Source organism: Flavobacterium sp. ACN2 (assembly GCF_002303885.1).
Taxonomy (GTDB): Bacteria; Bacteroidota; Bacteroidia; order Flavobacteriales; family Flavobacteriaceae; genus Flavobacterium.
Window position 1 is genome coordinate 173362 of the sequence record NZ_MRCM01000011.1, and the last position, 22731, is coordinate 196092.

The following is a 22731-nucleotide window of genomic DNA, read 5'->3' on the forward strand; positions in this document are numbered from 1 at the left end:
AAATTAAAAAACGGAGCATGATGAATGGAATTTTAAACTGGAACGTAGATCCTGTTATTTTCTGGATTACAGATAGTTTTCCTTTAAAATATTACGGAGCTCTTTTTGCCTGCGGAATTCTTTTAGGTTTCTACATTGTTAGAAATATTTATAAGAAAGAAAATCTTTCGCTAGATAATCTTGATACTTTATTGATTTATGTAATTGTCGGAACCGTTTTAGGTGCTAGACTTGGACATTGTTTCTTTTACGAACCGGAGTATTTCTTGAAACATCCGATAGAAATTCTTTTACCAATTCAGAAAATAAAAGGAGTTTATCAATTTGTGGGTTACCAAGGTTTGGCAAGTCACGGAGGATCAATTGGGGTTATAACGGCAATGATTTTGTACTGCCGAAAATATAAAGTTCAGTTTTTAGGACTTTTAGATAAAATGGCAGTTGCAGTTCCTGTAACGGGTACTTTTATCAGAATGGGGAATTTTATGAATTCTGAAATCTATGGAAAACCAACCAACGGAAATTGGGGAGTTGTTTTCCAAAAAGACGATTTAATTCCTCGACATCCAACACAATTATATGAAGCTTTTGCTTATTTGTTGATTTTTGGAATTCTGTTTTATATGTACAAATCAGAAAAAATCAGAAGTGCACAAGGATTAATCTTTGGAACTTTCTTAACTTTATTATTTACAGCTCGTTTTATAATTGAATTTTTCAAGGAAAATCAAGAAGCTTTTGAAAACAATATGCTAATTAATATGGGACAGATTCTAAGTATCCCATTTATTTTAATTGGTTTAGGATTGATTTTTTGGAAAACTAAGAAAGTCTCAGTTTACAGTAACTAGAAAAGTCTCAGTTTACAGTTACTAAAAACTAAAAAAGTCTCAGTTTGCTGTTGAAGTATGATCGAAAACTGCGATTGCGACTGCAACTAAAAACTGCGACTGAAAACTAAAAAAAGGCTGAAAACTAAATAAAAAAGGCAGTATGAAAAACATATTGATTGGAATCGTTTTATTATGTTCTGGTTTGGCGTTTGGTCAAAACGAGCAGCTGGCGCAATATTATTACGATAAAGGTGATTTTGATAAAGCTAAGATCAGTTATGAAGAGCTTTTAAGAAGTGCGCCATCCAATACGCAGTATTTTTTACGAACTGTAGATTGCTATCAGCAATTACAGCAGTTTGCCAATGCCGAAAAAGCTATTCAAGAGCGTTACAATCGTTACAAACAAGGTGTTTTCTTGGTTGAATTAGGATATAATTTTCAGTTGCAGAAAAACGATTCGAAAGCTAAAAATTACTACGAACAGGCAATCGAAAAAATAAAGGTAAATCCAAACGATGTGTATGGAGTTGCGAGTTCGTTTGAGAAAAAAGTATTATTAGAATATGCTTTAAAAGCGTATCAGACTGCAATGCAGATTCAGCCAAACTTCAATTTCAATTTTCAGATCGGAATGTTGTACGGACAGTTAGGTAAAACCGATTTGATGATAGATTTGTTATTGACAGAATCTTTTACAAATCCGCAGAATACCAATTTGATTCAGACGCAACTGTCGCGATTCATGAATGGCGAAACTGATAATACGGCTTTTAAAGATGCAATGCGAAAAGCCTTAATTTTGAAAACCCAGAAAGATCAGGACGTTTTTTGGAATCATTATTTGAGCTGGTTTTATGTGCAGCAAAAAGAATTCGGAAAAGCCTTTATTCAGGAAAAAGCCATTTACAAACGCGAACCAGAATCGTTGATGAGTATCGTCAATTTGAGTCAGTTTGCAATGAATGAAGGAGACACCGATACGGCTGAGGAAATTCTGAATTTTATTCTTCAAAACACAAAAGATCGTGATTTACTGATTCAGTGTAATGCCTATTTAATGCAAATCAAGATTGATAAAGCGCAGGAAAAAGATTATCCAGCCATCAATCAAGAATTGCAGCAATTATTGGCAACTTACGAAATCAGTCCTTTTACCTTATCTTTGCAAATCATTCAAGCCCATTTTCTGGCCTTTAATTTGAAAAAGACAGAAGAAGGAAAGGCAGTTGTCAAAAAAGCTTTAGAATTAAATTTAAATGAATATCAAAAAGCCGATGCCAAAATGGAGCTGGCAGATATTCTGCTTTTAGAAGAAAAGTACAATCAGGCACTTATTTACTATTCGCAGATTCAATTGGATTTAAAGAATGATGTAATGGCGCACGAAGCGAGTTTGAAAGCTGCTAAAACCAGTTATTATAAAGGCGATTTCGAATGGGCGAATAAACAGTTTAAAGAATTAAAAGCAGCCAATACGCAGTTAATCGCCAACGATGCTTTAGAATATTTTCTTTTAATTAATGATAATACCGCAGCAGATTCGACTCAAGTGGCGCTGAAACAATTTGCAAAAGGAGATTTTTTAATTTATCAGAATAAAAAACAAGAAGCGATTGCACAGTTTCAGAATATTTTAAAAACCTATAAAGGTCAGGAAATAGAAGCCGTAACATTATTGCGTTTAGGAAAAGTTTACGAAAGCCAGAAAGATTTTGCTTCGGCTTTAAGTCAATACCAGCAGATTATAGACAATCACAGCGACGGAATTTATGTTGATGAAGCGCTATTTTTCTCAGCCGAAATTTACAACGACGAACTAAAAGATCCAGAAAAGGCAAAGCCTTTATATGAAAAGGTAATTTTTAATCATCAAGACAGTATTTACTTTGTCGATGCTAGAAAAAAATACCGCGAGTTAAGAGGGGATAAGAATTTATAATTTTCAATATTTTAAATTCCAAATTCCAAGAATAAAAATTAGTAAAATGATGATTTGAAAAGATTTAAGAGGCAAGAGGAAAAACTCAGAACCTTAGAATCTAAGCATCTCAGAACCTTAGAAAAAATGATTATTTACAACGTTACCACAAACATACACGAAAGCGTTCATGACCAATGGTTAAAATGGATGCAAGAAAAGCACATACCAGAAATTCTGGCTACTAATAAATTCTCTTCGGCGCGAATTGTAAAAGTTTTGGTTGAAGAAGAAATGGGCGGAATTACGTATTCTGTGCAATACATAACAGACAGCAAGGAAACTTTAGAGAAGTTCTATATCGAAGACGAACCTGAGTTTCATAGAGAAGCATTAGGTTTATTTGCAGATAAAATGCTTTCTTTTAGAACAGAATTAGAGGTTGTTTCTGAGCATTAATATTTAATGTTCAGTTTTCAGTAATTAGTTTTCAGTCAAAAGAAATTAAATCTTTGTGTCTTTGTCCCGATAGCTATCGGGATTGTGGCAAAAAAAGAATACTTTTGCAGCCTCGTGGCAAACAAGAAATGAAATGGAAAAAGTAAAAGCCAAAAAACATTTAGGACAGCACTTTCTTAAAGACGAAAGCGTAGCAAAAGCTATTGCAGACACTTTAAGTCTGAAAGGGTACGATGAGGTTTTAGAAATAGGACCAGGGATGGGTGTGCTTACTAAGTATTTGCTTGAAAAGCCAATTACTACACATGTTATAGAAATCGATACCGAATCTGTAGCATATTTGGATGCACATTATCCAAAATTAAAAGACAAGATTATTTCTCAGGATTTCCTGAAATATAATATAAATGAAGTTTACCAAGACAAACAGTTTGCCATAATTGGAAACTTTCCGTACAATATTTCTTCTCAGATTGTTTTTAGGACATTAGATCTTAAACATCAGATTCCTGAATTTTCAGGAATGTTCCAGAAAGAAGTAGCCGAGCGCATCTGCGAAAAGAAAGGCTCGAAAACCTACGGAATACTATCCGTTTTAGCTCAGGCTTTCTATACTACAGAGTATCTGTTTACGGTTGATGAAAACGTTTTTATTCCTCCGCCCAAGGTGAAATCGGGTGTGATGAGAATGACCCGAAAGGAAGATTACAGTCTTCCTTGCAGCGAAAAGTTATTTTTTACAGTTGTAAAAACCGCTTTTCAGCAGAGACGAAAAACATTACGTAACAGTTTGAAAACATTAAATTTATCAGACCATTTGCGAGAAGACACTATCTTTGATAAACGTCCGGAGCAGCTTAGCGTCGATGAATTTATTGAACTAACTCTAAAAATAGAAACCGATGGAGTTCAAAGTTAGTAAAGAATTTATACACCAGCTTGAGGAGCTGATCAATAAGAAAAACGACAGTGAACTGGAAGTTTTACTTAATGATCTGCACCACGCTGATATTGCCGAAATTTTAGACGAATTAGATTTCGACGAGGCAACTTATATCTTTAAGGTTTTAGATAGTGATAAAACAGCCGAGATTCTTCTGGAATTGGAAGAGGATCTGCGTGAAAATATCTTAAGCCGACTTTCACCAAAGGAAATCGCAGAAGAACTTGACGAGCTTGAAACCAACGACGCTGCCGATATTATCGCAGAACTTTCGCAGGAAATCAAAGCGGAAGTAATTTCTGAAATATTAGACGTTGAACACGCCAAGGATATTGTTGATCTTTTGCGTTACGACGAAAATACTGCAGGTGGTTTGATGGGTAAAGAGCTTGTAAAAGTGAATGAAAATTGGAACGTTTTGACCTGCGTTAAAGAAATGAGAATTCAGGCTGAAAATGTATCTCGAGTACATTCTATTTACGTAGTGGATGATGAAAACCGTTTAAAAGGAAGATTATCTCTTAAAGATTTACTGACTTCTTCTACCAAAACTCAGATTGGCGAAGTCTATATCCGAAAATTAAATTTTGTAAATGTTGATACAGAAGACGTAGAGGTCGCTCGTATTATGCAGAAATACGACTTAGAGGCAATTCCGGTTGTTGACGAATTAGGTCGTTTGGTGGGAAGAATTACTATTGACGATATCGTAGACGTAATCAAGGAAGAAGCCGATAAAGATTACCAGTTAGCTGCCGGTATTACGCAAGACGTTGAATCGAATGACAGCGTTTACGAATTAACCAAAGCGCGTCTGCCTTGGCTTTTAATCGGGATGGTGATCGAAATTGTAGCGTCTTTTGTTTTAAAAGGCAATGAAGCAACGTTTCAGAAATATTCTACACTAATTATTTTTGTTCCTTTGCTTTCGGCAACTGCTGGAAATATCGGAGTTCAGGCTTCGGCAATCGTGGTGCAAGGTTTGGCAAACGGAACGCTTAAAGATTTCAGCCGTGCTTATTTTACTAAAGAAATTACCGTTTCAATGATTTCCGGAAGTATCATTTCGTTTCTTTTGTTATGCTATCATTCTATCATGTATCAGCAGTATTTAGTAGGATTTGCGATTTCAATTTCAATGATTGTTGTGATTTTGTTTGCGGCGACTTTAGGAACTTTGGTCCCTCTTTTCTTAAATAAAAATAAAATTGATCCCGCAATTGCGACTGGTCCGTTTATCACAACGACCAACGACGTATTCGGAATTATGCTCTACTTTGGAGTAGCAAACTTAATTCTTGGATTTTAGATTTTTGCCACAAATTAGTAGATTACAGTGATTTAAGATCTCTAAAATCTACGTAATTTACAGGCGGAAAAAACGCTGTTTATCAGCTACAAATAATTAAAGCCAACCAGAATGAAAGTACACATTATTGGAGGAGGAAACCTTGGGGTTTCTATTGCCTTGGGAATTGCTAAATTCTCGAAAAACAACCAAGTTACTGTCACAAGAAGGAACATAGCAAGCATTCAATATTTATCTGAATATGGAATTGCTGTTTCTAACGATAATAAACACAACATCCAAGAAGCCGATGTTGTAATTCTAACTATAAAACCGTATCAGGTAGATACTGTTTTGGCCGAAATTTTGCCCGTTATTCAAAACAAAACAATTGCTTCAGCAGTAAGCGGATTGTCTTTGGATGTGCTTCAAACCAAAACAAACTACGAATATCCAGTTGTTCGCATTATGCCAAATATTGCAGCACAGTTTGGAGAGTCGGCAACTTGTATTTCTTTCCCAGAAAAATATGCAGCAAATGCTTCGCCAATTGTTGATTTATTTCAAGATTTAGGAACTGCTCCGGTAATTGATGAAAAATTGATGGATGCGGCAACCGTTTTAGGAGCATGTGGGACTGCGTATGCGTTGCGTTATATTCGCGCGTCTATGCAGGCAGGAATCGAGATTGGTTTTGATTCTAATACCGCTTTAGCAATTGCGGCGCAAACCGTAAAAGGAGCAGCAAAAATGCTTTTAGAAGAACGAGTACACCCAGAACAATTAATCGACCGTGTAACGACCCCACAAGGTTGTACAATTGTAGGTTTAAATGAAATGGAGCATAATGGTTTCAGTTCATCATTAATTAAAGGAATCAAGACTTCTTTGAAACAAATCAAAGGATAGATTTTAAAGAAATTCCAAATAGTTTTAAATTCCAAATTCCAATTTTTGTTGGGGTTTGGGATTTTTTTTATGTATGTTGCAAAGTCCTTCGACTTCGCTCAGGAAGACAAACAGGATGCAAGATTGTTATTGTTTAAATTGGAATTTGGAATTTTGGTTTTGGAATTTTTTTTAATGGATAACGATTGTTAGTCTGAGCGAAGTCGAAGACCTTATAGGCTGTAAAGTCCTTCGACTTCGGTCAGGAAGACAAACAGGATAGAAGAATGTTATTGTTTAGATTGGAATTTGAGAATTGGAATTTGGAAATTAAAATTTTATTTCAATCTATTTAGCGTGTATTTCAAATAAACAAATCCCATAAGTCCCGCTAAGAAAGAAGCAATTAGAATTGCTATTTTAGAAAAAACAATAATTTCAGGATTTTTAAAAGCAAGAACGGTAATGAAAATCGACATTGTAAAACCGATTCCGCCGAGCATTCCTGCACCTAAAATATGCGCCCATTTTAAATTTTTCGGCAAAGTGCACAAACCTGCAGTTACGCCAACAGAAGAGAAAAGTAAAATTCCAAGTGGTTTTCCGACTACTAGTCCGAGAATGATTCCGTAAGTGTTGGCATGATTTAAGCCTTCATGCCAGTTTTCGGTAATCGTTAGAGCAGTATTGGCAATGGCAAACAAAGGCAAAATAAAAAAAGCGACAGGTTGGTGCAAAAAATGCTGTAACCTGTATGAAGATGTTTTCTCGCCACCATCTCCAAACGGAATAACAAATGCTAAAATTACACCCGTTATTGTGGCATGAACTCCAGAATTAAGCATAAAATACCACATTATGACTCCGCCAATGAGATACGGAATGAGATTGTGAATTTTCATTCGGTTTAAAACAAAAAGAAGACACCAAATTCCAAGTGCAATTCCGAGGTTTAAAAATGAAATCGAAGTGGTATAAAAAATCGCAATCACGATAATGGCACCCAAATCATCAATGACGGCCAAAGCCGTTAAAAATACTTTTAAAGAAGCAGGAACTTTGTTTCCTAGAAGCGATAAAATTCCGATAGCAAAAGCAATATCGGTCGCCATCGGAATTCCAGCTCCGTTTTGTGTAGTTGTTCCGTAATTTAAAACCAAAAAGATTGCGGCAGGAACCAGCATTCCGCCAAAAGCAGCCATTATAGGCAATGAAGCATTCTTAATATTGGATAATTCACCATGATAAATCTCGCGTTCCAGTTCCAAACCGATCAAAAGGAAGAAGATGGTCATCAATCCATCATTAATCCAATCGGTTACAGAATGTCCTGAAAATTCTTTTTCCCAAAAAGAAACATACGGAATTTGAATCGAAGAGTTAGCGAGAAAAAGAGATAAAATCGTGACCACGAGCAAGATAATTCCTCCCGATTTTTCGTTTTCAAAAAAGGCTTTAAAAGTCTTGGTTAATTTCATTGGGAAGATTTTCTGAAGATTTATATGATGGATTGCAAAATCCTTATTCTTTCAAAGTTAAAAAAAAATCTGACCAATAAAAAGTTTAGAAGCAAAGGCGCAAAGATTCAGAAGTTCAAAGTTTATTGTAATAGGAAAAACTTTGGGGCTTTGTGACTTCACGAGATCAAATTAACCGTATTTTTGTTTTTTATAAAATTTAGAAAAAAATGAGTATAAAAATTCTTCATATCGACAGCAATAATCCAATTTTATGGAATCAATTGGAAGAAGCGGGTTTCGAAAATCACGCCGATTTTAAATCTTCAAAAGAAGAAATTGAAGCGAAAATTCAAGACTATAATGGAATCGTAATTCGCAGCCGTTTCAAGATTGATAAGACTTTTTTAGACGCTGCAACAAAGTTGCAATTTATTGCGAGAGTTGGCGCAGGTCTGGAAAGTATTGACTGTGAGTATGCTTCTGCGAAAGGAATTCATCTTATTGCTGCTCCCGAAGGAAACCGCAACGCTGTTGCAGAACATTCGCTTGGCGTAATTTTATCTTTATTTAATAATTTAAACCAAGCTGATGCAGAAGTAAAAGCCGGACATTGGAATCGCGAAAGCAATCGCGGCCATGAATTGGATTTAAAAACAGTCGGGATTATCGGTTACGGAAATATGGGTAAAGCTTTTGCTAAAAAACTGAGAGGTTTTGATACAGAAGTTTTATGTTATGATATTTTGGACAACGTTGGCGATGAAAATGCCAAACAAGTTTCGTTGGAAGAATTACGCGAAAAAACAGACGTTTTAAGTCTTCACCTTCCTTGGACACCAGAAACAGATAAAATGGTGAATAGCGACTTTATAAATGCGTTTAAAAAGCCTTTTTGGATCATTAATACTTCACGTGGTAAAAATATTGTTACAGCAGATTTGGTTGAAGCCCTGAAGTCTAAAAAAATTCTCGGTGCTGGATTGGATGTTCTGGAATATGAAAAGCTTTCGTTTGAAACTTTATTCCAAGAAAATAATACACCAGAAGCACTTCAATATCTTATGGAGGCAAAAAATGTATTGCTAACGCCTCATATTGCCGGTTGGACTTTTGAAAGTCACGAACGTTTGGCTCAGGTAATTGTAGATAAAATTAAAGCGGTTTATAGTAAAAAATAGTCTACAGCCTTTAGGTTTTAATAACGAGTTTTTTCTTGTAAATTTTATTTGGCAAGATTAGTTTTATTTGTTAATTTTTAATAATATTGTTTCCGAATTTAAAAGAATGAGTCTAAATAGATTCTTTTTTTTAAGTTCGGAGAAAACCGAAAATCCCAAGAGTAGGCCCAAAAACAAATTATCCTAAGTATGATTGAATGGTATAAAATTGCCATGTTCCAGAACTATTCAAATTTTAGCGGAAGAGCTAGAAGAAGTGAATATTGGTATTTTCGTCTGGCAACAGCAGTAATCTTTTTTGTGTTTATTGCTTTAGCTATAATAGTATCAGTAATTGGCGGAGGATTTTTAGGTTTTCCAGTTGCAATAGGATTAATTGCTTTGTATTCTCTTATTGCTTTAATCCCATCTTTGGCTGTAACAGTTAGAAGGATGCACGACTTGGGTAAAAGCGGTTGGAATGTTTTAATTTCTTTTATTCCGTTGGTTGGTCCTATCTGGTTTCTTGTTTTATTAGCAACAGAAGGAGAACACGGAGAAAACTATTACGGTCCAGATCCTAAAAGTACTATTGAAGAAATTGATGAAATCGGAATTAATAATTAACTAAATAATATAAAAATGGAAACTACAAAACCAGAAAGCTGGAATACACCATCTCAACCTAGACAAGAGAATAAAAAAGTATTAGCAGGAATTATGGGAATTATTTTTGGATACTTAGGTATTCATAAATTTATCTTAGGATACACTCAAGAAGGAATCATCCAAATTGTAATTACAATCGTAACTTGCGGAGTTGGTAGTATAATTGGATTCATTGAAGGAATCATCTACTTGACAAAATCAGATGAAGATTTTTACCAAACGTACCAAGTTGGTAAAAAAGGCTGGTTTTAAGAGAAAAACGCATATAATAATAGAAATCCCATTCAGAACTGAATGGGATTTTTTTATGTCTAAAAATGTCTTTTCGTGATATTTTAAAAACTTTTAATGGCTCTAGAAGATTTTCAAAGTGAGTAATCTTGCACTCTGATAGAAGAGAGTAATGGAGTAACTGAAAATCCATAAAGAGTAGGGAATTATAAAGATTTTTATTATGTTAGAAATGTACAAAAAAGTAGTTCTTGAGAACTATACAAATTTTGATGGAAGAGCAAGAAGAAAAGAATATTGGATGTTTTTCTTGGTAAGTACCATCATATCTGTAGTGTTGAACGTTATAGATGCTACTACTGGTTTAACTTTTGGACCTGGAAAAACGGGTATATTAGGTTTGATATATTCTTTATTGGTTTTAATTCCATCATTGGCTGTTGCGGTTAGAAGAATGCATGATGTCGCAAAAAGTGGGTGGTATGTACTTATTCCAATTTATAATTTGATTTTAGCTTGTACAGAAGGTGAAAAAGGGTCAAATCAGTATGGTGCAGATCCTAAGAATCAGTTAGAGGAAATCAATGAAATTGGGAAAGAATAACTTTTCTGGTTTTAAAAAATGTAATTAGAAGTAAATCCCATTTCATGTATTAAATGAAAATGGGATTTTTTTTTGAATTTTCTCGCGAAGAAATGATTTTAACTTAAGACACGAGAATAAAAATTTTATTTTACTAAATAAAAAACGTTACTTCATTGTAATTAAATTTTGATGTAAAATATGGGATTATTTAGTAGAAACAATAAGATTGAAAAGCCCGAAGTTCTTCTTGAACTTCGAAGTCCAAGTTGTCCAATAACAGCTGTTGTAGAGCAAGACAATAGAACAGCTTATTTTTATTTGTTTGGTGATAATGAAGATTTTGGTATGAAAAGCTGCTGGATTCGAAATTTAACTGAAGCACCAGAAAAAATAGAAACAAAATTGATGGAAAAAGGTGTTCCTCCTATGTTAACCAAAGAGTTTTGCAAATTCCCAAAAGGTCAAGAGGCACTTAGTTCTGATAATTTGGAAATTGTTTGGTTGGAAGAAGGAGATGGAGCAGCATTATTGGAAAATGGAGAGATTTTATGCGTAATTCCTAGTTGGGGAGGTGATGGAGGATTTTATGGGTATTCGCGTGATTGCAACGGTGCTGGCGATTTTGCATGGGAACTTTCAGCAGACAATGAAATGCGCAAACGTATTGAAAGCGCCATTGATTTTTTGGAAGCATGGGATAAAGAACCTAATCCTTTTCAATTGGTACAGCCTGAAATCTTAAATTACTACGATGAAATATTCGGTAAAAGTGAAAAATATTTTGCAATTGATGGACCAGAAGGACCTCCAAAAGGTTTGTATGTGTTTGAAGGAAAAGAAAAGACTGTTTTTGCAACTGTAGCAGTATCATTACGTCCACAGCCAAAAGTAGAAATGTATTGTGAAAATCCTAATGAAGTGAATAGGATTGAACTTGGAGTTATTTTAAAGTCAGGAATGACAAATGAGCAAATAAATGACGTTGCGGGTTTGGTAAGCGGAATTACAATGATACCATGGGACTATATTACATTTTTAGCAGAAGGACATACGGTAGAATTTCAAACAAGTATTAGCGAAAAATTTAAGTATGCGGTACTTACTAATAAATTAAAAGTTTTGCCTCAAATGAACTTAACTAGTTATGCCAAATCAAATATATCTTTTTTATGGATTGTGCCAGTTTCGGAAAGAGAATTGGAGGTAATGAAAGAATCTGGCTCACAAGCTGTACTAAGTAAACTTGACAGTATAGGAGAGGAAATATTCAATTTAGAGCGAAATGAAGTGGTTTAAGGATTAGTATGAAAAAAAGAAAACTCGATAGCACTGATTTGAAATCCGAGCCCTTTTCAAATAGAAAAAATTATAATATCAATAAAGTACAAAGCAACGACAGCAGAGGTTGTAAAGTAAAAGATTTAGATTATGAGTTTTGAATATAATGTTGTTACGGATAAGAAAATTGATTTTGCTCTTTTGCAAAAATTGTGCGACTATCTAAAGAAAAACCGAAGTTTTGAAGATATTAAGGTGAAAGAAAATGGTTTGTTTATTTCTGATAAGACATCTAATTGGGAGTTAGTAGATATAAATTTGATTTCTATTGGGCTCTTTGTCAGTGTAAACCTTAATGCAACTCAAAGAAATGAATTACTACTACTAATTCAGAATTTTATGCAAGATCAAGGATTGGGTGTGGTGATAGATGAAATATAAAAATCCCATTCCAATAGGAATGAATATTTATGTCAACAAAGTTAAAAGCAATTACAGCTGATTAGTCTTAGAAAATGAATTGAATTTTGTTGTATAGATTTATTGTCATACTCTTTTGGGGTACGGATTGCAAATCCGTGCTATCAAGCCAGGTTGATAAAAAATAATTATTTTAAGTATATGAAACTAAGAAAAGAGATAGAGCCACAATTAGAAGTTGCCGAAAAACTATATTCAAAAATATTAAAGTCTCTTATCGAATATGCGGAGTTTTGTGATGAAAATGATGATGAAGAGAATGTTGAGTATCAAAAGTTAGAAGAGAAACTTCATATACTAACAAGAAAGGATATGACTCAATTTAATCTTTGGGAATGGTGGGAAGAAGAAGGTGTCGAAGTTCTTGCGTTCAGAATTGCTTTACCGAATCCTTTAGAAGTGGAAAACATTACAAAAGAAGAGCTTTCGGAAATTATTTGTAATAGGCTTCAATGGTCTGATGATTTTGATGATGATAATTTCAATGGAAAGTTCAGTCTTTATCTTGATAATTATTACCATGATTTTTTGAAATTAAATTTCAAAAGGACTTATAATTATTCAAAGATATTCTGTACACAAAAAAACAAAGATAAAAGTATATTTGAACTTACTAATGAAGAAAAAGTAGAGAAGCTTTGGGGTTGAAGTTTTGCTTTGACAACGATACACGATAACGCGGATTTGCAATCCTTGCCCGTTCCAATTAAGAAACAAAATAGGAAATCCCATTTACTTATTAAGCAAATGGGATTTTCTAATTTTTATATATCAAAAGAAAAACTAATCTTCTTTCTCAGATAATTTCTTCTCTAATTCAATCTGAAACTCTTCAATTACAGGTTTCATGGTGCTTTCTGGAATATCTGCAATTCTAATATACATTAAACCGTCGATTGCATTGTTGAATAATGGGTCAACATTAAAAGCAACTACTCTTGCGTTTTGTTTGATGTATTTCTTAATTAAAACGGGCAAACGTAAGTTTCCTGGTTCTAATTCGTCAATGATTTTATCAAACTTATTCAAGTCAGATTCTGCTTCGTCGAAAATGAAATCTTTATCGGCGTCTTTTAGTTTTACTTTGTACGCTTTTTTCGGGTGAATGTATTGTGCGATATACGGATCGTAATAGTTCGATTTCATGAACTCAATCATCAATGATTTAGAGAAATCTGAAAACTGATTACTGATACTTACACCTCCAACTAAATATTTGTGTTCTGGATGGCGCAAAGTGGTATGAATAATACCTTTCCACAATAAGAACAAAGGCATTGGTTTTTGCTGATACTCTTTTACGATAAATGCACGACCCATTTCAATCGATTTGTGCATCATATCATGAAGTTCTGGTTCAAATCTGAAAAGATCCGTTAAGTAGAAACCTTCAATTCCGTATTTTGGATAGATTTCAGAACCTAATCCCATACGATATGCTCCGGCGATTTTCTTGGTTTCATCATCCCATAAAAACATATGGTGATAATATTGGTCGTATTCGTCTAAATCGATAGATTCATTTGTTCCTTCTCCAACTTCACGGAAAGTGATTTCGCGTAAACGACCGATTTCGTGCAAAATGTTCGGAATCTCTTTTGCGCTTGCAAAGAAAACCTCGTAGTTTTTGCTTTGTAAAAACCTGCTGTCACTATCACGTAATGCCTGAACTTCATCAATCAATTTTGATTCGCTTGCAGCTGTTACGATTTTTTTAGGTGCTTTCGGTATTTTAAGACTTGCTGTATCGATCAGTTTGGTGTCTTTTTCAAACGGATTGGCCAACATATAGGTTTTCTTTCTCAAGAATTCTGAATATTCTTCAAAAGATTCAATTTCGTTTTGTTCAGATACAGAAATAGGTTTTCCGATACGAACTTTAATTACACGATCTTTTTGCGTAAGCAATTCAGAAGGTAATTTAGCGGTACGCAAAGTATCATCAATTTTAGAAAGCCAGTAGAATAATTTACTGTTTTTGGCATGAAAGTAAATTGGAACTACAGGAACTTTTGCTTTTCTGATTAATTTCAGCGCGCCTTCTTCCCAAGGTTTGTCCACTACTAATTTGCCATCTTTATAAGTAGAAACTTCACCAGCAGGAAAAATACCCAAAGGTTTTCCGTCGCTTAAATGGCGTAACGTTTCTTTAATGCCAATTACGCTCGATTTTGCATCCTTATGGTTTTCAAAAGGATTAACCGGCATAATGTATTTCTTCATCGGAACAATTCTGTGTAACAAGAAATTGGCAATGATTTTGAAATTTGGCTCTCTTTCAAGCATTAATTTCAAAAGCAAAATTCCGTCAATTCCACCAAGCGGATGATTTGAAATGGTAATATACGCACCATCTTTTGGTAGACGTTTTAAATCTTCTTCTGGGATTTCGAACTTAATTTCCATTTCATCCAAAATTCCATTCAAAAAGTCAAGGTCTTCCAAATGTTTATTACGATCGTAAATTTTATTAAGGGTCGAGATCTTAAGAACCTTCATAAGAATCCAGCCAGAAAAGGTACCGAAAACTCCGTACTTTTCAACATTTATTGCCTTTGCAACTTCTTTCGCGGTAACTAACCCCATGTACTACTTTTAATTTATTAGAACAGCGAACAAAGATAACAAAAAAGTCTACTTTTCGTTGTTTCCAAGACAAACTTTGCACTTTTTTATTACATTTGAAATCCTAAAAAAATCACTGATGAAAATTATTTCTTATAATGTAAACGGAATTAGAGCGGCAATAAACAAAGGGTTTATCGAGTGGCTGCAACAAGCAAATCCTGATGTAATATGCCTTCAGGAAATAAAAGCTACGCAAGATCAAATTCCGGTAGATGATATAACAGCAGCGGGTTATCCGTTTCAATACTACTATCCTGCAACCAAAAAAGGATACAGTGGAGTAGCTATTCTTTCTAAAACTAAACCAAACAATATTGTTTACGGTACGGGAATTCATCATATGGATTTTGAGGGTAGAAATCTTCGTGCAGACTTTGATGATGTTTCTGTAATGAGCTTGTATCTTCCATCTGGAACAAACATTGAAAGGCTGGATCATAAGTTTATGTTTATGGATGATTTTCAGAATTATGTCAACGAATTGAAACTTACGGTTCCGAACCTTATTATTTGTGGTGATTATAATATTTGTCACGAAGCAATTGATATTCACGATCCGGTTCGTAACAAAACAGTTTCTGGATTTCTTCCGGCAGAACGCGCATGGTTAGATGCCTTTATGAAATCTGGATTTATAGATAGTTTCCGTCATTTCAATAAAGAGCCACATCATTATTCTTGGTGGAGTTACCGTGCAGGAGCGAGAGGAAATAACAAAGGCTGGCGTATCGATTATAATCTGGTAAGTAATGCGCTAGAAAAGAGATTAAAAAGAGCAGTTATACTACCAGATGCTATGCATTCAGACCATTGTCCGATTTTAGTCGAGATTGACTAATTTTTGGTATTGTTCTTGTTGAATGAATTTGGGTCTTAAAATTCAGATTGCAATTGGCATTGAATTTTGACATTAAAAAATTATTAAACGCCCCAGAATAAAAACGAATTAAAGAAGATGATTAAAAAAGCCTCCATCGGATTACTAGCATTAGCTTTGTCCACAACGTCGTGTGTTTCTAAGAAAATTTACAATGATCTAGAAACAAAATATTCAGATTTGAAAAAAGAAAATCGTTCTATTGCTGATGAAAATGAAAATTTGAAGAAAGCAAAGAATCAATTGGAAACCGATCGTGATAAACTGGTTAAAGATTTAGCAACTGCTAATGATGATTTGGCAAAACAAAAAGCAGATTTAGCGGCGGCTCAAAATAAATATAAAGTTTTGCAAGATTCGTATAATGCATTGGAGAAAAACAGCAATGATGCACTAGAGAAAAACATGGCTAAAAACCGCGAATTGTTAGCGCAATTGGAAGCAAAAGGTAAAGCTCTTGCAGAGGAACAAGCTCGTTTGGACAAAACGGCAAATCGTCTAAAAGAATTGGAAGATATGATTGCGGCAAAAGAAGAAGCAATGCGTAAGCTTAAAGAAACTTTATCTAAAGCATTAACTGGTTTTGAAGGTAAAGGTTTGACAGTAGAACATAAAAACGGAAAAGTTTATGTTTCTATGGAAAACAAATTACTTTTCAACTCAGGAAGTTGGGCTGTTGGAACAGAAGGTAGAAAAGCGGTTGTCGAACTTGGAAAAGTTTTAGGTGATAATCCAGATCTTTCTGTTTTAATTGAAGGACATACAGACGATGATCCGTATGCTGGTTCGGGGCCAATCGCAAACAATTGGGATTTATCGACTAAAAGAGCAACAGCAATCGTAGCGATTTTAACCGAAAATCCAAAAATCAATAAACAAAAACTAACAGCAGCAGGAAGAAGCGAGTTTTCTCCTTTGGCAAGCAACGCAACTCCAGAAGGAAAAGCGAAAAACCGTAGAATCGAAATTATCTTAACTCCAAGATTAGATGAGATTGCGGAGATGCTTAATAGTATTAATTAAAGATGCTAAGGTTCTGAGATACTAAGTTTTTAAGATTTTAAAAAGGTTCAAAGTTTTACTTTGAACCTTTTTTATTGATTGGAATTTAAACTTAGAACCTTAGCTCCTCAGTACATTAGCCTCTCAAAATAAATCTTGTACTTTTTTTAACCTTTCTCATTTTTAGATTTGAAAAATCGGTTCGTATCTTTGAAGACTTATTATTAAAAAAGGGAAAAAACTTAGAACCTTAGAATTTTAGCAACTCAGTATCTTTAAAAAAAATGAAATACACTACTTTACCCAACACCGATATAAAAGTTAGTAAAATATGCCTTGGAACAATGACTTTCGGGCAGCAGAATACAGAAGCAGAAGGGCACGAACAAATGGATTATGCTCTTGAAAGAGGAGTTAATTTCTTTGATACTGCCGAAATGTACTCGGTTCCTGCGAGTGAAGCGACTTACGGAAGCACAGAAAAAATTATTGGAACTTGGTTTAAAAAATCAGGATATAGAGACAAAGTGGTTTTGGCATCTAAAATTGCGGGTCCGAATCCGAATTTTGGATACATGCGTGAGAAATTAGATTTTTCTCCAGCAAGTATTAAGTATGCAGTTGAAAACAGTTTGAAAAGACTACAGACTGATTATATCGATTTGTACCAAATGCACTGGCCAGAAAGAAAAACGAATAATTTCGGACAGCGCGCTTTTCACGGACATGATGATGTTTGGGAGGATAACTTTAGAGAAATTCTTGAAACTTTTGACGGATTAATCAAAGAAGGGAAAATCAAACATATTGGAGTTTCTAATGAAAATGCTTGGGGAATGATGCGTCTTTTGGAAGAAAGCAAATACAACAATCTTCCAAGAATTAAAACAGTTCAAAATCCATATTCTTTATTGAACCGTTTATTTGAAGTGAATTCTGCAGAAGTTTCGAAATATGAAAATGTTGGTTTGTTAGGATATTCGCCTTTAGCCTTCGGAGTTTTGACTGGAAAATTCTTAACTGGAGAAAGTCACCCGAAAGCAAGAATTAATCTTTTTCCGCAGTACAAACGTTACAATAGTGACCAATGTACTGAAGCGACTAAATTGTATCTGGAAATCGCTAAAAAACATGGTTTAACGTTAACGCAATTGGCAATGGGATTTGTTTTGCAACAGCCTTTTTTAACAAGTTCTATTATCGGAGCGACAACTATGGAACAATTAAAAGAAAACATCGACACAATTGATGTGGTTCTTTCTAAACAAATCTTAGCAGAAATTGATGCGGTTCAGGCTATAATTCCAGATCCTGCGCCTTAAAGTATATTTAACCGCGAAGAGCGCAAAGATTTACGCAAAGTTCGCAATGTTTTAATCAATAAAATAATAGAAAAGCACGCAAAGATTTTCCTTTTAAAAGTTAAAAAATCTTTGCGTGCTTTGCGTAAATCTTAGCGAACCTTGCGGTTAAACTTCTCTTAATTACAAATCAAATTCATCATCAACAGCCAAAGAATCTTTTTTGATTGCTGTAGAATCTGGAACTTTAATTTTGATTAGAGAACGCGCATTTCCTGAAATGTAAACAGGCAATAATCCGATTGTGTCTTCTGGAACTAAAAGGCCTCTTCTAAACATTAAATTCTTTAGGAATTTTTGGTTTTTAATAGCGTAATCTTTCAAGTTACCTTGATCGTTAAACTGATACATGAATTTTCTTGGTTTCGGAATAATAGTTGCCAAATACAAACATTCGTCAACATTTAAAGCCGAAGGACTTTTTTGAAAATAGAAATGACTTGCTTCTCCAATTCCGTATACATTTGGTCCCCATTCAATAATATTAAAATACACTTCCAGCATTCTTTCCTTACTTACAATTCGGTTGTTTTCTAAAATGTAAACCAGAAGAATTTCTTCAAGCTTTCGCGAAAGCGTCTTTTCACGAGTTAAAAAGACATTCTTAATTAACTGCATGCTGATTGTGCTGGCACCGCGAGAGAATTTCTTAGTTCGAATGTTTTTAAGAATCGATTGTTTGAAGGCTTCGTTTATGAATCCGCGATGCGAGAAGAAAGAAGGATCTTCGGTTGTTAAAACACATTTTCTTAAATAAGGAGAAATTTGGTCCAAAGGCGTATAATTCGGATTTGCATTTCCGACCAAAACAGGTCGTTGCAACACATTCTGAATAATGGCACGATACACAAACTCGCCGTTTAGTTTATTTAAATCGGCTTCACCATATTTAGTGATTCGTAAATCTTCTTTGTTAAGCTTACTGTCAAAAACAAGCGTATTGGGTTTGTTTTTATTGAATTTGAAATCCAATTTGTAATCGAAATTTCCAGTTGCCTGCATTCCTTGAAAATGCGTGAATAAACCGTCGGGAAGCGAAACGATAAAATCTTGCGCTTTCATTTTTGGAATGTCCATTTTCAAAGTATAAATCGTGTCTTTTTCAGTATCATAAGAAATGTAAGGACGAACCTTGATTTTATTTAACTGCATGGTTGATGTACTGTCAATAGAAATAAAGCTATCGCCCAATAAAAATCGGTAATCAAAACGGGCATTTTTTATCACCACATCTTTGCTCGCGATTTTTGGGTGATTGATTTTAAGATTTGCGATAGAAGTGTAACCGTCTATATGGAGTTCACTGCCGCTTTTATCTATGTTTTGAACATTTAGGCGAATAGAATCAAAACTTGCTTTTAAGTTATAACGCTGATCTAAATACGGAACGCGAATAGCACCAGTATCTAAATTGAAAAAACGAATATCGGCCTTTTTATTTCTCGGATCAGCAAATCCTTTAATGTTCCAGCGCTGATCAAAATCTTTTGCTTGAACATGAAGATTGGTTTCGAGCTGTTTGTTGCTTAAAACGAGTTTATCTACAGCAATATTGGTTTGTTTTCCGTTATCGTCAATTTTGAATTTGAAGTTTTTCAAATCCATATCGGTCGGAACCAAATTCAATACTTTCGAAATGATTCTGTAAGCAAAAGCAGCGTATTTACGTTTTTCATTTGAATCGGTTTCTTCTCGATCTCTTTTTAGAAAAGCATCAAAATTTCGTTTTTTGCCTTTTTTTACTAATTGAATATATCCATTGTCTACTTTTAAAGTTCCAACTTGAACATCTCCAATTAATAAATTACTTAAACTGATGCTGGTTTCGACATTTTTTATTTTGACAAGGGTATCAGCATTTATTGGAGCTAAAACTACATCTGTCAATTTTATAGTCGATAAACCATCAAATGAAGCCGATTGTACAGAAAAGTTACTTTGGTATTGAACGGCCATTTTATGGGTAACTTTTGCAATGGCTTGTTTTAAAAGGGAATCACGAAAATAGTAAAGTCCGATGCAAAGCACTACTATTACTATTCCTAGTATTTTTAGTGCCTTGTATATTTTTTGTTTTGGAAAATTCATAGGAGGAGTGGTATTTGAAATCAGCCAAAAAGTATGCTTGCAACATCTTCAATTTTTGCTACAAGCTCAATCTTAATTCCAGTATTTTTTAAAGCAATTTTGTTGTATTTAGAAACAAAAATAGTATCGAAACCTAGTTTTTCAGCTTCCTGAATGCGTTGATCTACACGGTTTACAGGACGAATTTCGCCAGAAAGTCCGACCTCGCCAGCAAAACAGAATCCTTTTCCAACCGGAATATCTTCGTTTGATGATAAAATTGCAGCCACAACAGCCAAATCAATTGCAGGATCATCGACAGAAATTCCGCCAGTTACATTCAAGAAAACGTCTTTTGCGCCTAAGCGAAATCCAGCTCTTTTTTCTAAAACAGCCAAAATCATGTTTAGCCTTTTTGCGTTGTAACCTGTTGTACTTCTTTGCGGTGTTCCATAAACAGCGGTACTCACTAAAGATTGTATTTCGATCATCAACGGACGCATACCTTCTAAAGTTGTTGCAATTGCAGTTCCCGATAATTCTTCGTCTTTATGAGAAATCAGGATTTCAGAAGGATTGCTAACTTCTCGTAATCCGCTCCCCAACATTTCATAAATTCCTAGTTCTGATGTAGATCCAAAACGGTTTTTAAGCGAACGCAAAATTCGATAAATATGATTTCTGTCGCCTTCAAATTGGAGCACAGTATCGACCATATGTTCTAGAATTTTTGGTCCAGCGATATTTCCGTCTTTTGTAATGTGCCCAATCAGGATTACGGGGATATTACTTTCTTTAGCAAATTTTATCAATTCTGCTGTGGTTTCACGAATCTGAGAAATACTTCCCGCAGTCGATTCGATATAATCGGTGTGTAAAGTCTGAATCGAGTCGATTATGACCACTTCAGGCTGAATGGTTTCAATTTGTTTAAATATATTCTGCGTTTTGGTTTCAGTAAGAATATAACAGTTGTCGCTGTTTGGAGTTATTCTTTCTGCGCGCATTTTAATTTGTTTCTGACTTTCTTCTCCAGAAACATATAATGTTTTATAAGGTAACTTTAATGATACTTGAAGTAAAAGTGTACTTTTTCCGATGCCGGGCTCACCGCCCAAAAGAGTCAAAGATCCAGGGACAAGTCCACCACCTAAAACACGATTCAATTCGCTATCAGTAGTGTCCATTCGGACTTCCTGTGTAGAATCAATTTCGTTAATTTTTAAAGGTTTTGGTGCTTTGCTTGTCGGAGTAGGTTCGCTTTTCCAAGCGACCTTATCTTGTTTTTGAATGATTTCTTCGGCAATCGTATTCCATTCTTTGCACGCGTTGCATTGCCCTTGCCATTTAGCATATTGGGTTCCGCAGTTTTGGCAGAAAAAGGAAGTTTTAACTTTTGACATTATTTACTTTTTTTAGCAAGTGTATTCATTTCGTCAATTTTCTCATACATCAAGTCTTTGTTCAAATCACCAATTGGCTCCATTTGTGAAGCGTTTTGGTATTTTTTCGAAGCATGTTTAGGGTCGCCCATTTTTTCGTACATCAAACCTAATTCATATTCTCCCAACATGGCTTTAGGATAATTTACATTTCCAATTTCAGCCATTTTTCCTAACTCATCATAGGCGTTTCTTTTTAGAATAAGGTTTTCCATTACTTTAAAATCGCTCATTCGAACTGGAATTTGAACTCCTAAAACTTCAGACATTGTAGCGTATTTTTTTTCTAAATATTCTGCATAACCTGTTTGAAGAACCGCAATTTTGTCGTTGTATTCGGCAGAATTTATAGGACGGTATACTTCAAAAATCTGATATAATGCACTTGGTATAGAATGTAATACTTCTGTATAATGTGTTGCGCCTTTAAATACATCATATTTATAATTCACTAACGGATTATTGGCGATTTTAATATTGCTGTTTAATTTTTCTATCGGCTCTTTAATTTTTTTAATATCGCCTTCTCCTGCAGAAAGATAATAGAATACAGGGCTTTTTATTTTAGCAAATTTCTCTGCAATGCGCACTTCCATTTTTGGGGCAAGCTCTGGACTTAAACAGATGTAGGCATTAAAAAGCGGGATTTCTTTGTACAAATAAAAATTGGCAAAACTTGCTGTTACATCATGACCTGCAATAAGTCTGAAAGGCGAAGTGCGATATTTTTTTTCGATATAAGGAATTAATTCTGCTCCAATAAATTCAAAAAATTTTGCTCCTTTTTCAAAAGGAAGTCCTTCGTTTTGATCAATTGTTGTGTCGTCATAACGTTCTTCATCTTTGTTTTGATGAATTCCGATAATGATCATTTCTGGAATATCATCCCAATAAGTTCCATAACTTATAGCTCCAGAAAAAGGATCAAATAAATAATCGCCATCCAATAAATAAAGAACAGGATATTTTTTGTCTTTGTTGGCTTCGTAAGAAGCAGGAAGTCCAATTGTAATTCTACGCTCTTCTCCGAGTTTTTCCGATTTAATGTTATCGAACGTTTTTTGGGCAAACGACGAAAACGAAATTAATAAAAACAGTAGGTAAACTTTTTTCATGATTTGTGGCATTTCAGTAAATTAAAAAGTATTGAAAATAGTGTAG

General features: G+C 34.4%; 21 protein-coding genes. 16 read left to right on the top strand and 5 right to left on the bottom strand.

The features are described 5' to 3' along the window. Window positions 1-17: 17 nt before the first annotated feature. The 6 genes from lgt to proC all read left to right on the top strand — a co-directional run bounded on the left by lgt (window position 18) and on the right by proC (window position 6353). On the top strand, window positions 18-851 hold the full coding sequence (lgt, locus tag BSF41_RS14905; protein ID WP_095930293.1) for a prolipoprotein diacylglyceryl transferase: 834 nt from the start codon (window positions 18-20) through the stop codon (window positions 849-851). A 142-nt stretch (window positions 852-993) separates the two neighbouring features. Further along, on the top strand, window positions 994-2775 hold the full coding sequence (locus tag BSF41_RS14910) for a tetratricopeptide repeat protein (protein ID WP_095930294.1): 1782 nt from the start codon (window positions 994-996) through the stop codon (window positions 2773-2775). Window positions 2776-2901: 126 nt separating this feature from the next. After that, the gene (locus tag BSF41_RS14915) at window positions 2902-3213 is read left to right on the top strand and encodes a DUF4286 family protein (protein ID WP_095930295.1); all 312 of its coding nucleotides are present in this window, start codon (window positions 2902-2904) and stop codon (window positions 3211-3213) included. 133 nt (window positions 3214-3346) lie between these two features. Continuing rightward, window positions 3347-4132 (top strand): 16S rRNA (adenine(1518)-N(6)/adenine(1519)-N(6))-dimethyltransferase RsmA, encoded by a 786-nt coding sequence (gene rsmA / locus BSF41_RS14920; RefSeq protein ID WP_095930325.1) that lies wholly within the window; start codon window positions 3347-3349, stop codon window positions 4130-4132. Then, complete coding sequence (gene mgtE / locus BSF41_RS14925; RefSeq protein WP_095930296.1) at window positions 4116-5465, top strand: magnesium transporter; 1350 nt, start codon at window positions 4116-4118, stop codon at window positions 5463-5465. Before rsmA ends, mgtE begins: the two co-directional genes overlap by 17 nt. Before the next feature lie 111 nt (window positions 5466-5576). Continuing rightward, window positions 5577-6353: a pyrroline-5-carboxylate reductase gene (gene proC / locus BSF41_RS14930; RefSeq protein WP_095930297.1), complete on the top strand. Its 777-nt coding sequence runs from the start codon at window positions 5577-5579 to the stop codon at window positions 6351-6353. A 317-nt stretch (window positions 6354-6670) separates the two neighbouring features. On the opposite strand, the gene nhaA is transcribed toward proC, so the two are convergent. Continuing rightward, window positions 6671-7810 (bottom strand): Na+/H+ antiporter NhaA, encoded by a 1140-nt coding sequence (gene nhaA, locus BSF41_RS14935; RefSeq protein WP_095930298.1) that lies wholly within the window; start codon window positions 7808-7810, stop codon window positions 6671-6673. 209 nt (window positions 7811-8019) lie between these two features. Here nhaA and BSF41_RS14940 point away from each other — a divergent pair, with 209 nt between their 5' ends. From BSF41_RS14940 to BSF41_RS14970, 7 genes are all read left to right on the top strand, one after another. After that, window positions 8020-8970, top strand: a complete 951-nt coding sequence (locus BSF41_RS14940) for a 2-hydroxyacid dehydrogenase (RefSeq protein ID WP_095930299.1) — start codon at window positions 8020-8022, stop codon at window positions 8968-8970. A gap of 189 nt (window positions 8971-9159) precedes the next feature. Continuing rightward, entirely contained in the window at window positions 9160-9576 is a 417-nt protein-coding gene (locus BSF41_RS14945; protein WP_095930300.1) for a DUF805 domain-containing protein, read from the top strand. A 15-nt stretch (window positions 9577-9591) separates the two neighbouring features. Beyond that, a complete protein-coding gene (locus BSF41_RS14950) occupies window positions 9592-9870 on the top strand; it encodes a TM2 domain-containing protein (RefSeq protein WP_095930301.1) in 279 nt (92 codons plus the stop codon). 202 nt (window positions 9871-10072) lie between these two features. Further along, entirely contained in the window at window positions 10073-10453 is a 381-nt protein-coding gene (locus BSF41_RS14955; RefSeq protein ID WP_095930302.1) for a DUF805 domain-containing protein, read from the top strand. Between the two features lie 180 nt (window positions 10454-10633). Further along, window positions 10634-11731, top strand: a complete 1098-nt coding sequence (locus tag BSF41_RS14960) for a suppressor of fused domain protein (RefSeq protein WP_095930303.1) — start codon at window positions 10634-10636, stop codon at window positions 11729-11731. A 132-nt stretch (window positions 11732-11863) separates the two neighbouring features. Then, window positions 11864-12154 (top strand): hypothetical protein, encoded by a 291-nt coding sequence (locus BSF41_RS14965; RefSeq protein WP_095930304.1) that lies wholly within the window; start codon window positions 11864-11866, stop codon window positions 12152-12154. Between the two features lie 180 nt (window positions 12155-12334). Beyond that, the gene (locus BSF41_RS14970) at window positions 12335-12841 is read left to right on the top strand and encodes a hypothetical protein (RefSeq protein WP_095930305.1); all 507 of its coding nucleotides are present in this window, start codon (window positions 12335-12337) and stop codon (window positions 12839-12841) included. Between the two features lie 135 nt (window positions 12842-12976). Here the strand turns inward: BSF41_RS14970 and BSF41_RS14975 are convergent, their stop codons facing one another. Beyond that, entirely contained in the window at window positions 12977-14779 is a 1803-nt protein-coding gene (locus BSF41_RS14975; RefSeq protein WP_095930306.1) for a lysophospholipid acyltransferase family protein, read from the bottom strand. Between the two features lie 118 nt (window positions 14780-14897). Here BSF41_RS14975 and BSF41_RS14980 point away from each other — a divergent pair, with 118 nt between their 5' ends. The 3 genes from BSF41_RS14980 (at window position 14898) to BSF41_RS14990 (ending at window position 18022) form a co-directional block, all read left to right on the top strand. Then, entirely contained in the window at window positions 14898-15659 is a 762-nt protein-coding gene (locus BSF41_RS14980; protein ID WP_095930307.1) for an exodeoxyribonuclease III, read from the top strand. A gap of 117 nt (window positions 15660-15776) precedes the next feature. Further along, on the top strand, window positions 15777-16721 hold the full coding sequence (locus tag BSF41_RS14985; RefSeq protein ID WP_095930308.1) for a flagellar motor protein MotB: 945 nt from the start codon (window positions 15777-15779) through the stop codon (window positions 16719-16721). Between the two features lie 263 nt (window positions 16722-16984). After that, window positions 16985-18022: an aldo/keto reductase gene (locus BSF41_RS14990; protein ID WP_095930309.1), complete on the top strand. Its 1038-nt coding sequence runs from the start codon at window positions 16985-16987 to the stop codon at window positions 18020-18022. Between the two features lie 162 nt (window positions 18023-18184). Here the strand turns inward: BSF41_RS14990 and BSF41_RS14995 are convergent, their stop codons facing one another. Genes BSF41_RS14995 through BSF41_RS15005 form a run of 3 tightly spaced genes read right to left on the bottom strand, consistent with a single transcriptional unit; the run spans window position 18185 to window position 22685 of the window. Further along, window positions 18185-20149: a transglycosylase domain-containing protein gene (locus tag BSF41_RS14995; protein WP_095930310.1), complete on the bottom strand. Its 1965-nt coding sequence runs from the start codon at window positions 20147-20149 to the stop codon at window positions 18185-18187. A gap of 20 nt (window positions 20150-20169) precedes the next feature. Beyond that, the gene (gene radA, locus BSF41_RS15000; RefSeq protein WP_095930311.1) at window positions 20170-21531 is read right to left on the bottom strand and encodes a DNA repair protein RadA; all 1362 of its coding nucleotides are present in this window, start codon (window positions 21529-21531) and stop codon (window positions 20170-20172) included. Then, window positions 21531-22685: an alpha/beta hydrolase gene (locus BSF41_RS15005; RefSeq protein ID WP_095930326.1), complete on the bottom strand. Its 1155-nt coding sequence runs from the start codon at window positions 22683-22685 to the stop codon at window positions 21531-21533. Before BSF41_RS15005 ends, radA begins: the two co-directional genes overlap by 1 nt. Between the last annotated feature and the right edge of the window lie 46 nt (window positions 22686-22731).

Bases quoted from the DNA above. Each gene is read 5' to 3' on its own strand.
- BSF41_RS14995 (WP_095930310.1), bottom strand. From the start codon at position 20,149: ATGAATTTTCCAAAACAAAAAATATACAAGGCACTAAAAATACTAGGA.
- BSF41_RS14980 (WP_095930307.1), top strand. From the start codon at position 14,898: ATGAAAATTATTTCTTATAATGTAAACGGAATTAGAGCGGCAATAAAC.
- BSF41_RS14985 (WP_095930308.1), top strand. From the start codon at position 15,777: ATGATTAAAAAAGCCTCCATCGGATTACTAGCATTAGCTTTGTCCACA.
- BSF41_RS14915 (WP_095930295.1), top strand. From the start codon at position 2,902: ATGATTATTTACAACGTTACCACAAACATACACGAAAGCGTTCATGAC.
- BSF41_RS14960 (WP_095930303.1), top strand. From the start codon at position 10,634: ATGGGATTATTTAGTAGAAACAATAAGATTGAAAAGCCCGAAGTTCTT.
- BSF41_RS14910 (WP_095930294.1), top strand. From the start codon at position 994: ATGAAAAACATATTGATTGGAATCGTTTTATTATGTTCTGGTTTGGCG.
- BSF41_RS14990 (WP_095930309.1), top strand. From the start codon at position 16,985: ATGAAATACACTACTTTACCCAACACCGATATAAAAGTTAGTAAAATA.
- BSF41_RS14970 (WP_095930305.1), top strand. From the start codon at position 12,335: ATGAAACTAAGAAAAGAGATAGAGCCACAATTAGAAGTTGCCGAAAAA.
- proC (WP_095930297.1), top strand. From the start codon at position 5,577: ATGAAAGTACACATTATTGGAGGAGGAAACCTTGGGGTTTCTATTGCC.
- nhaA (WP_095930298.1), bottom strand. From the start codon at position 7,810: ATGAAATTAACCAAGACTTTTAAAGCCTTTTTTGAAAACGAAAAATCG.
- BSF41_RS14975 (WP_095930306.1), bottom strand. From the start codon at position 14,779: ATGGGGTTAGTTACCGCGAAAGAAGTTGCAAAGGCAATAAATGTTGAA.
- BSF41_RS15005 (WP_095930326.1), bottom strand. From the start codon at position 22,685: ATGAAAAAAGTTTACCTACTGTTTTTATTAATTTCGTTTTCGTCGTTT.
- BSF41_RS14965 (WP_095930304.1), top strand. From the start codon at position 11,864: ATGAGTTTTGAATATAATGTTGTTACGGATAAGAAAATTGATTTTGCT.
- BSF41_RS14955 (WP_095930302.1), top strand. From the start codon at position 10,073: ATGTTAGAAATGTACAAAAAAGTAGTTCTTGAGAACTATACAAATTTT.
- BSF41_RS14940 (WP_095930299.1), top strand. From the start codon at position 8,020: ATGAGTATAAAAATTCTTCATATCGACAGCAATAATCCAATTTTATGG.
- radA (WP_095930311.1), bottom strand. From the start codon at position 21,531: ATGTCAAAAGTTAAAACTTCCTTTTTCTGCCAAAACTGCGGAACCCAA.
- lgt (WP_095930293.1), top strand. From the start codon at position 18: ATGATGAATGGAATTTTAAACTGGAACGTAGATCCTGTTATTTTCTGG.
- mgtE (WP_095930296.1), top strand. From the start codon at position 4,116: ATGGAGTTCAAAGTTAGTAAAGAATTTATACACCAGCTTGAGGAGCTG.
- rsmA (WP_095930325.1), top strand. From the start codon at position 3,347: ATGGAAAAAGTAAAAGCCAAAAAACATTTAGGACAGCACTTTCTTAAA.
- BSF41_RS14945 (WP_095930300.1), top strand. From the start codon at position 9,160: ATGATTGAATGGTATAAAATTGCCATGTTCCAGAACTATTCAAATTTT.
- BSF41_RS14950 (WP_095930301.1), top strand. From the start codon at position 9,592: ATGGAAACTACAAAACCAGAAAGCTGGAATACACCATCTCAACCTAGA.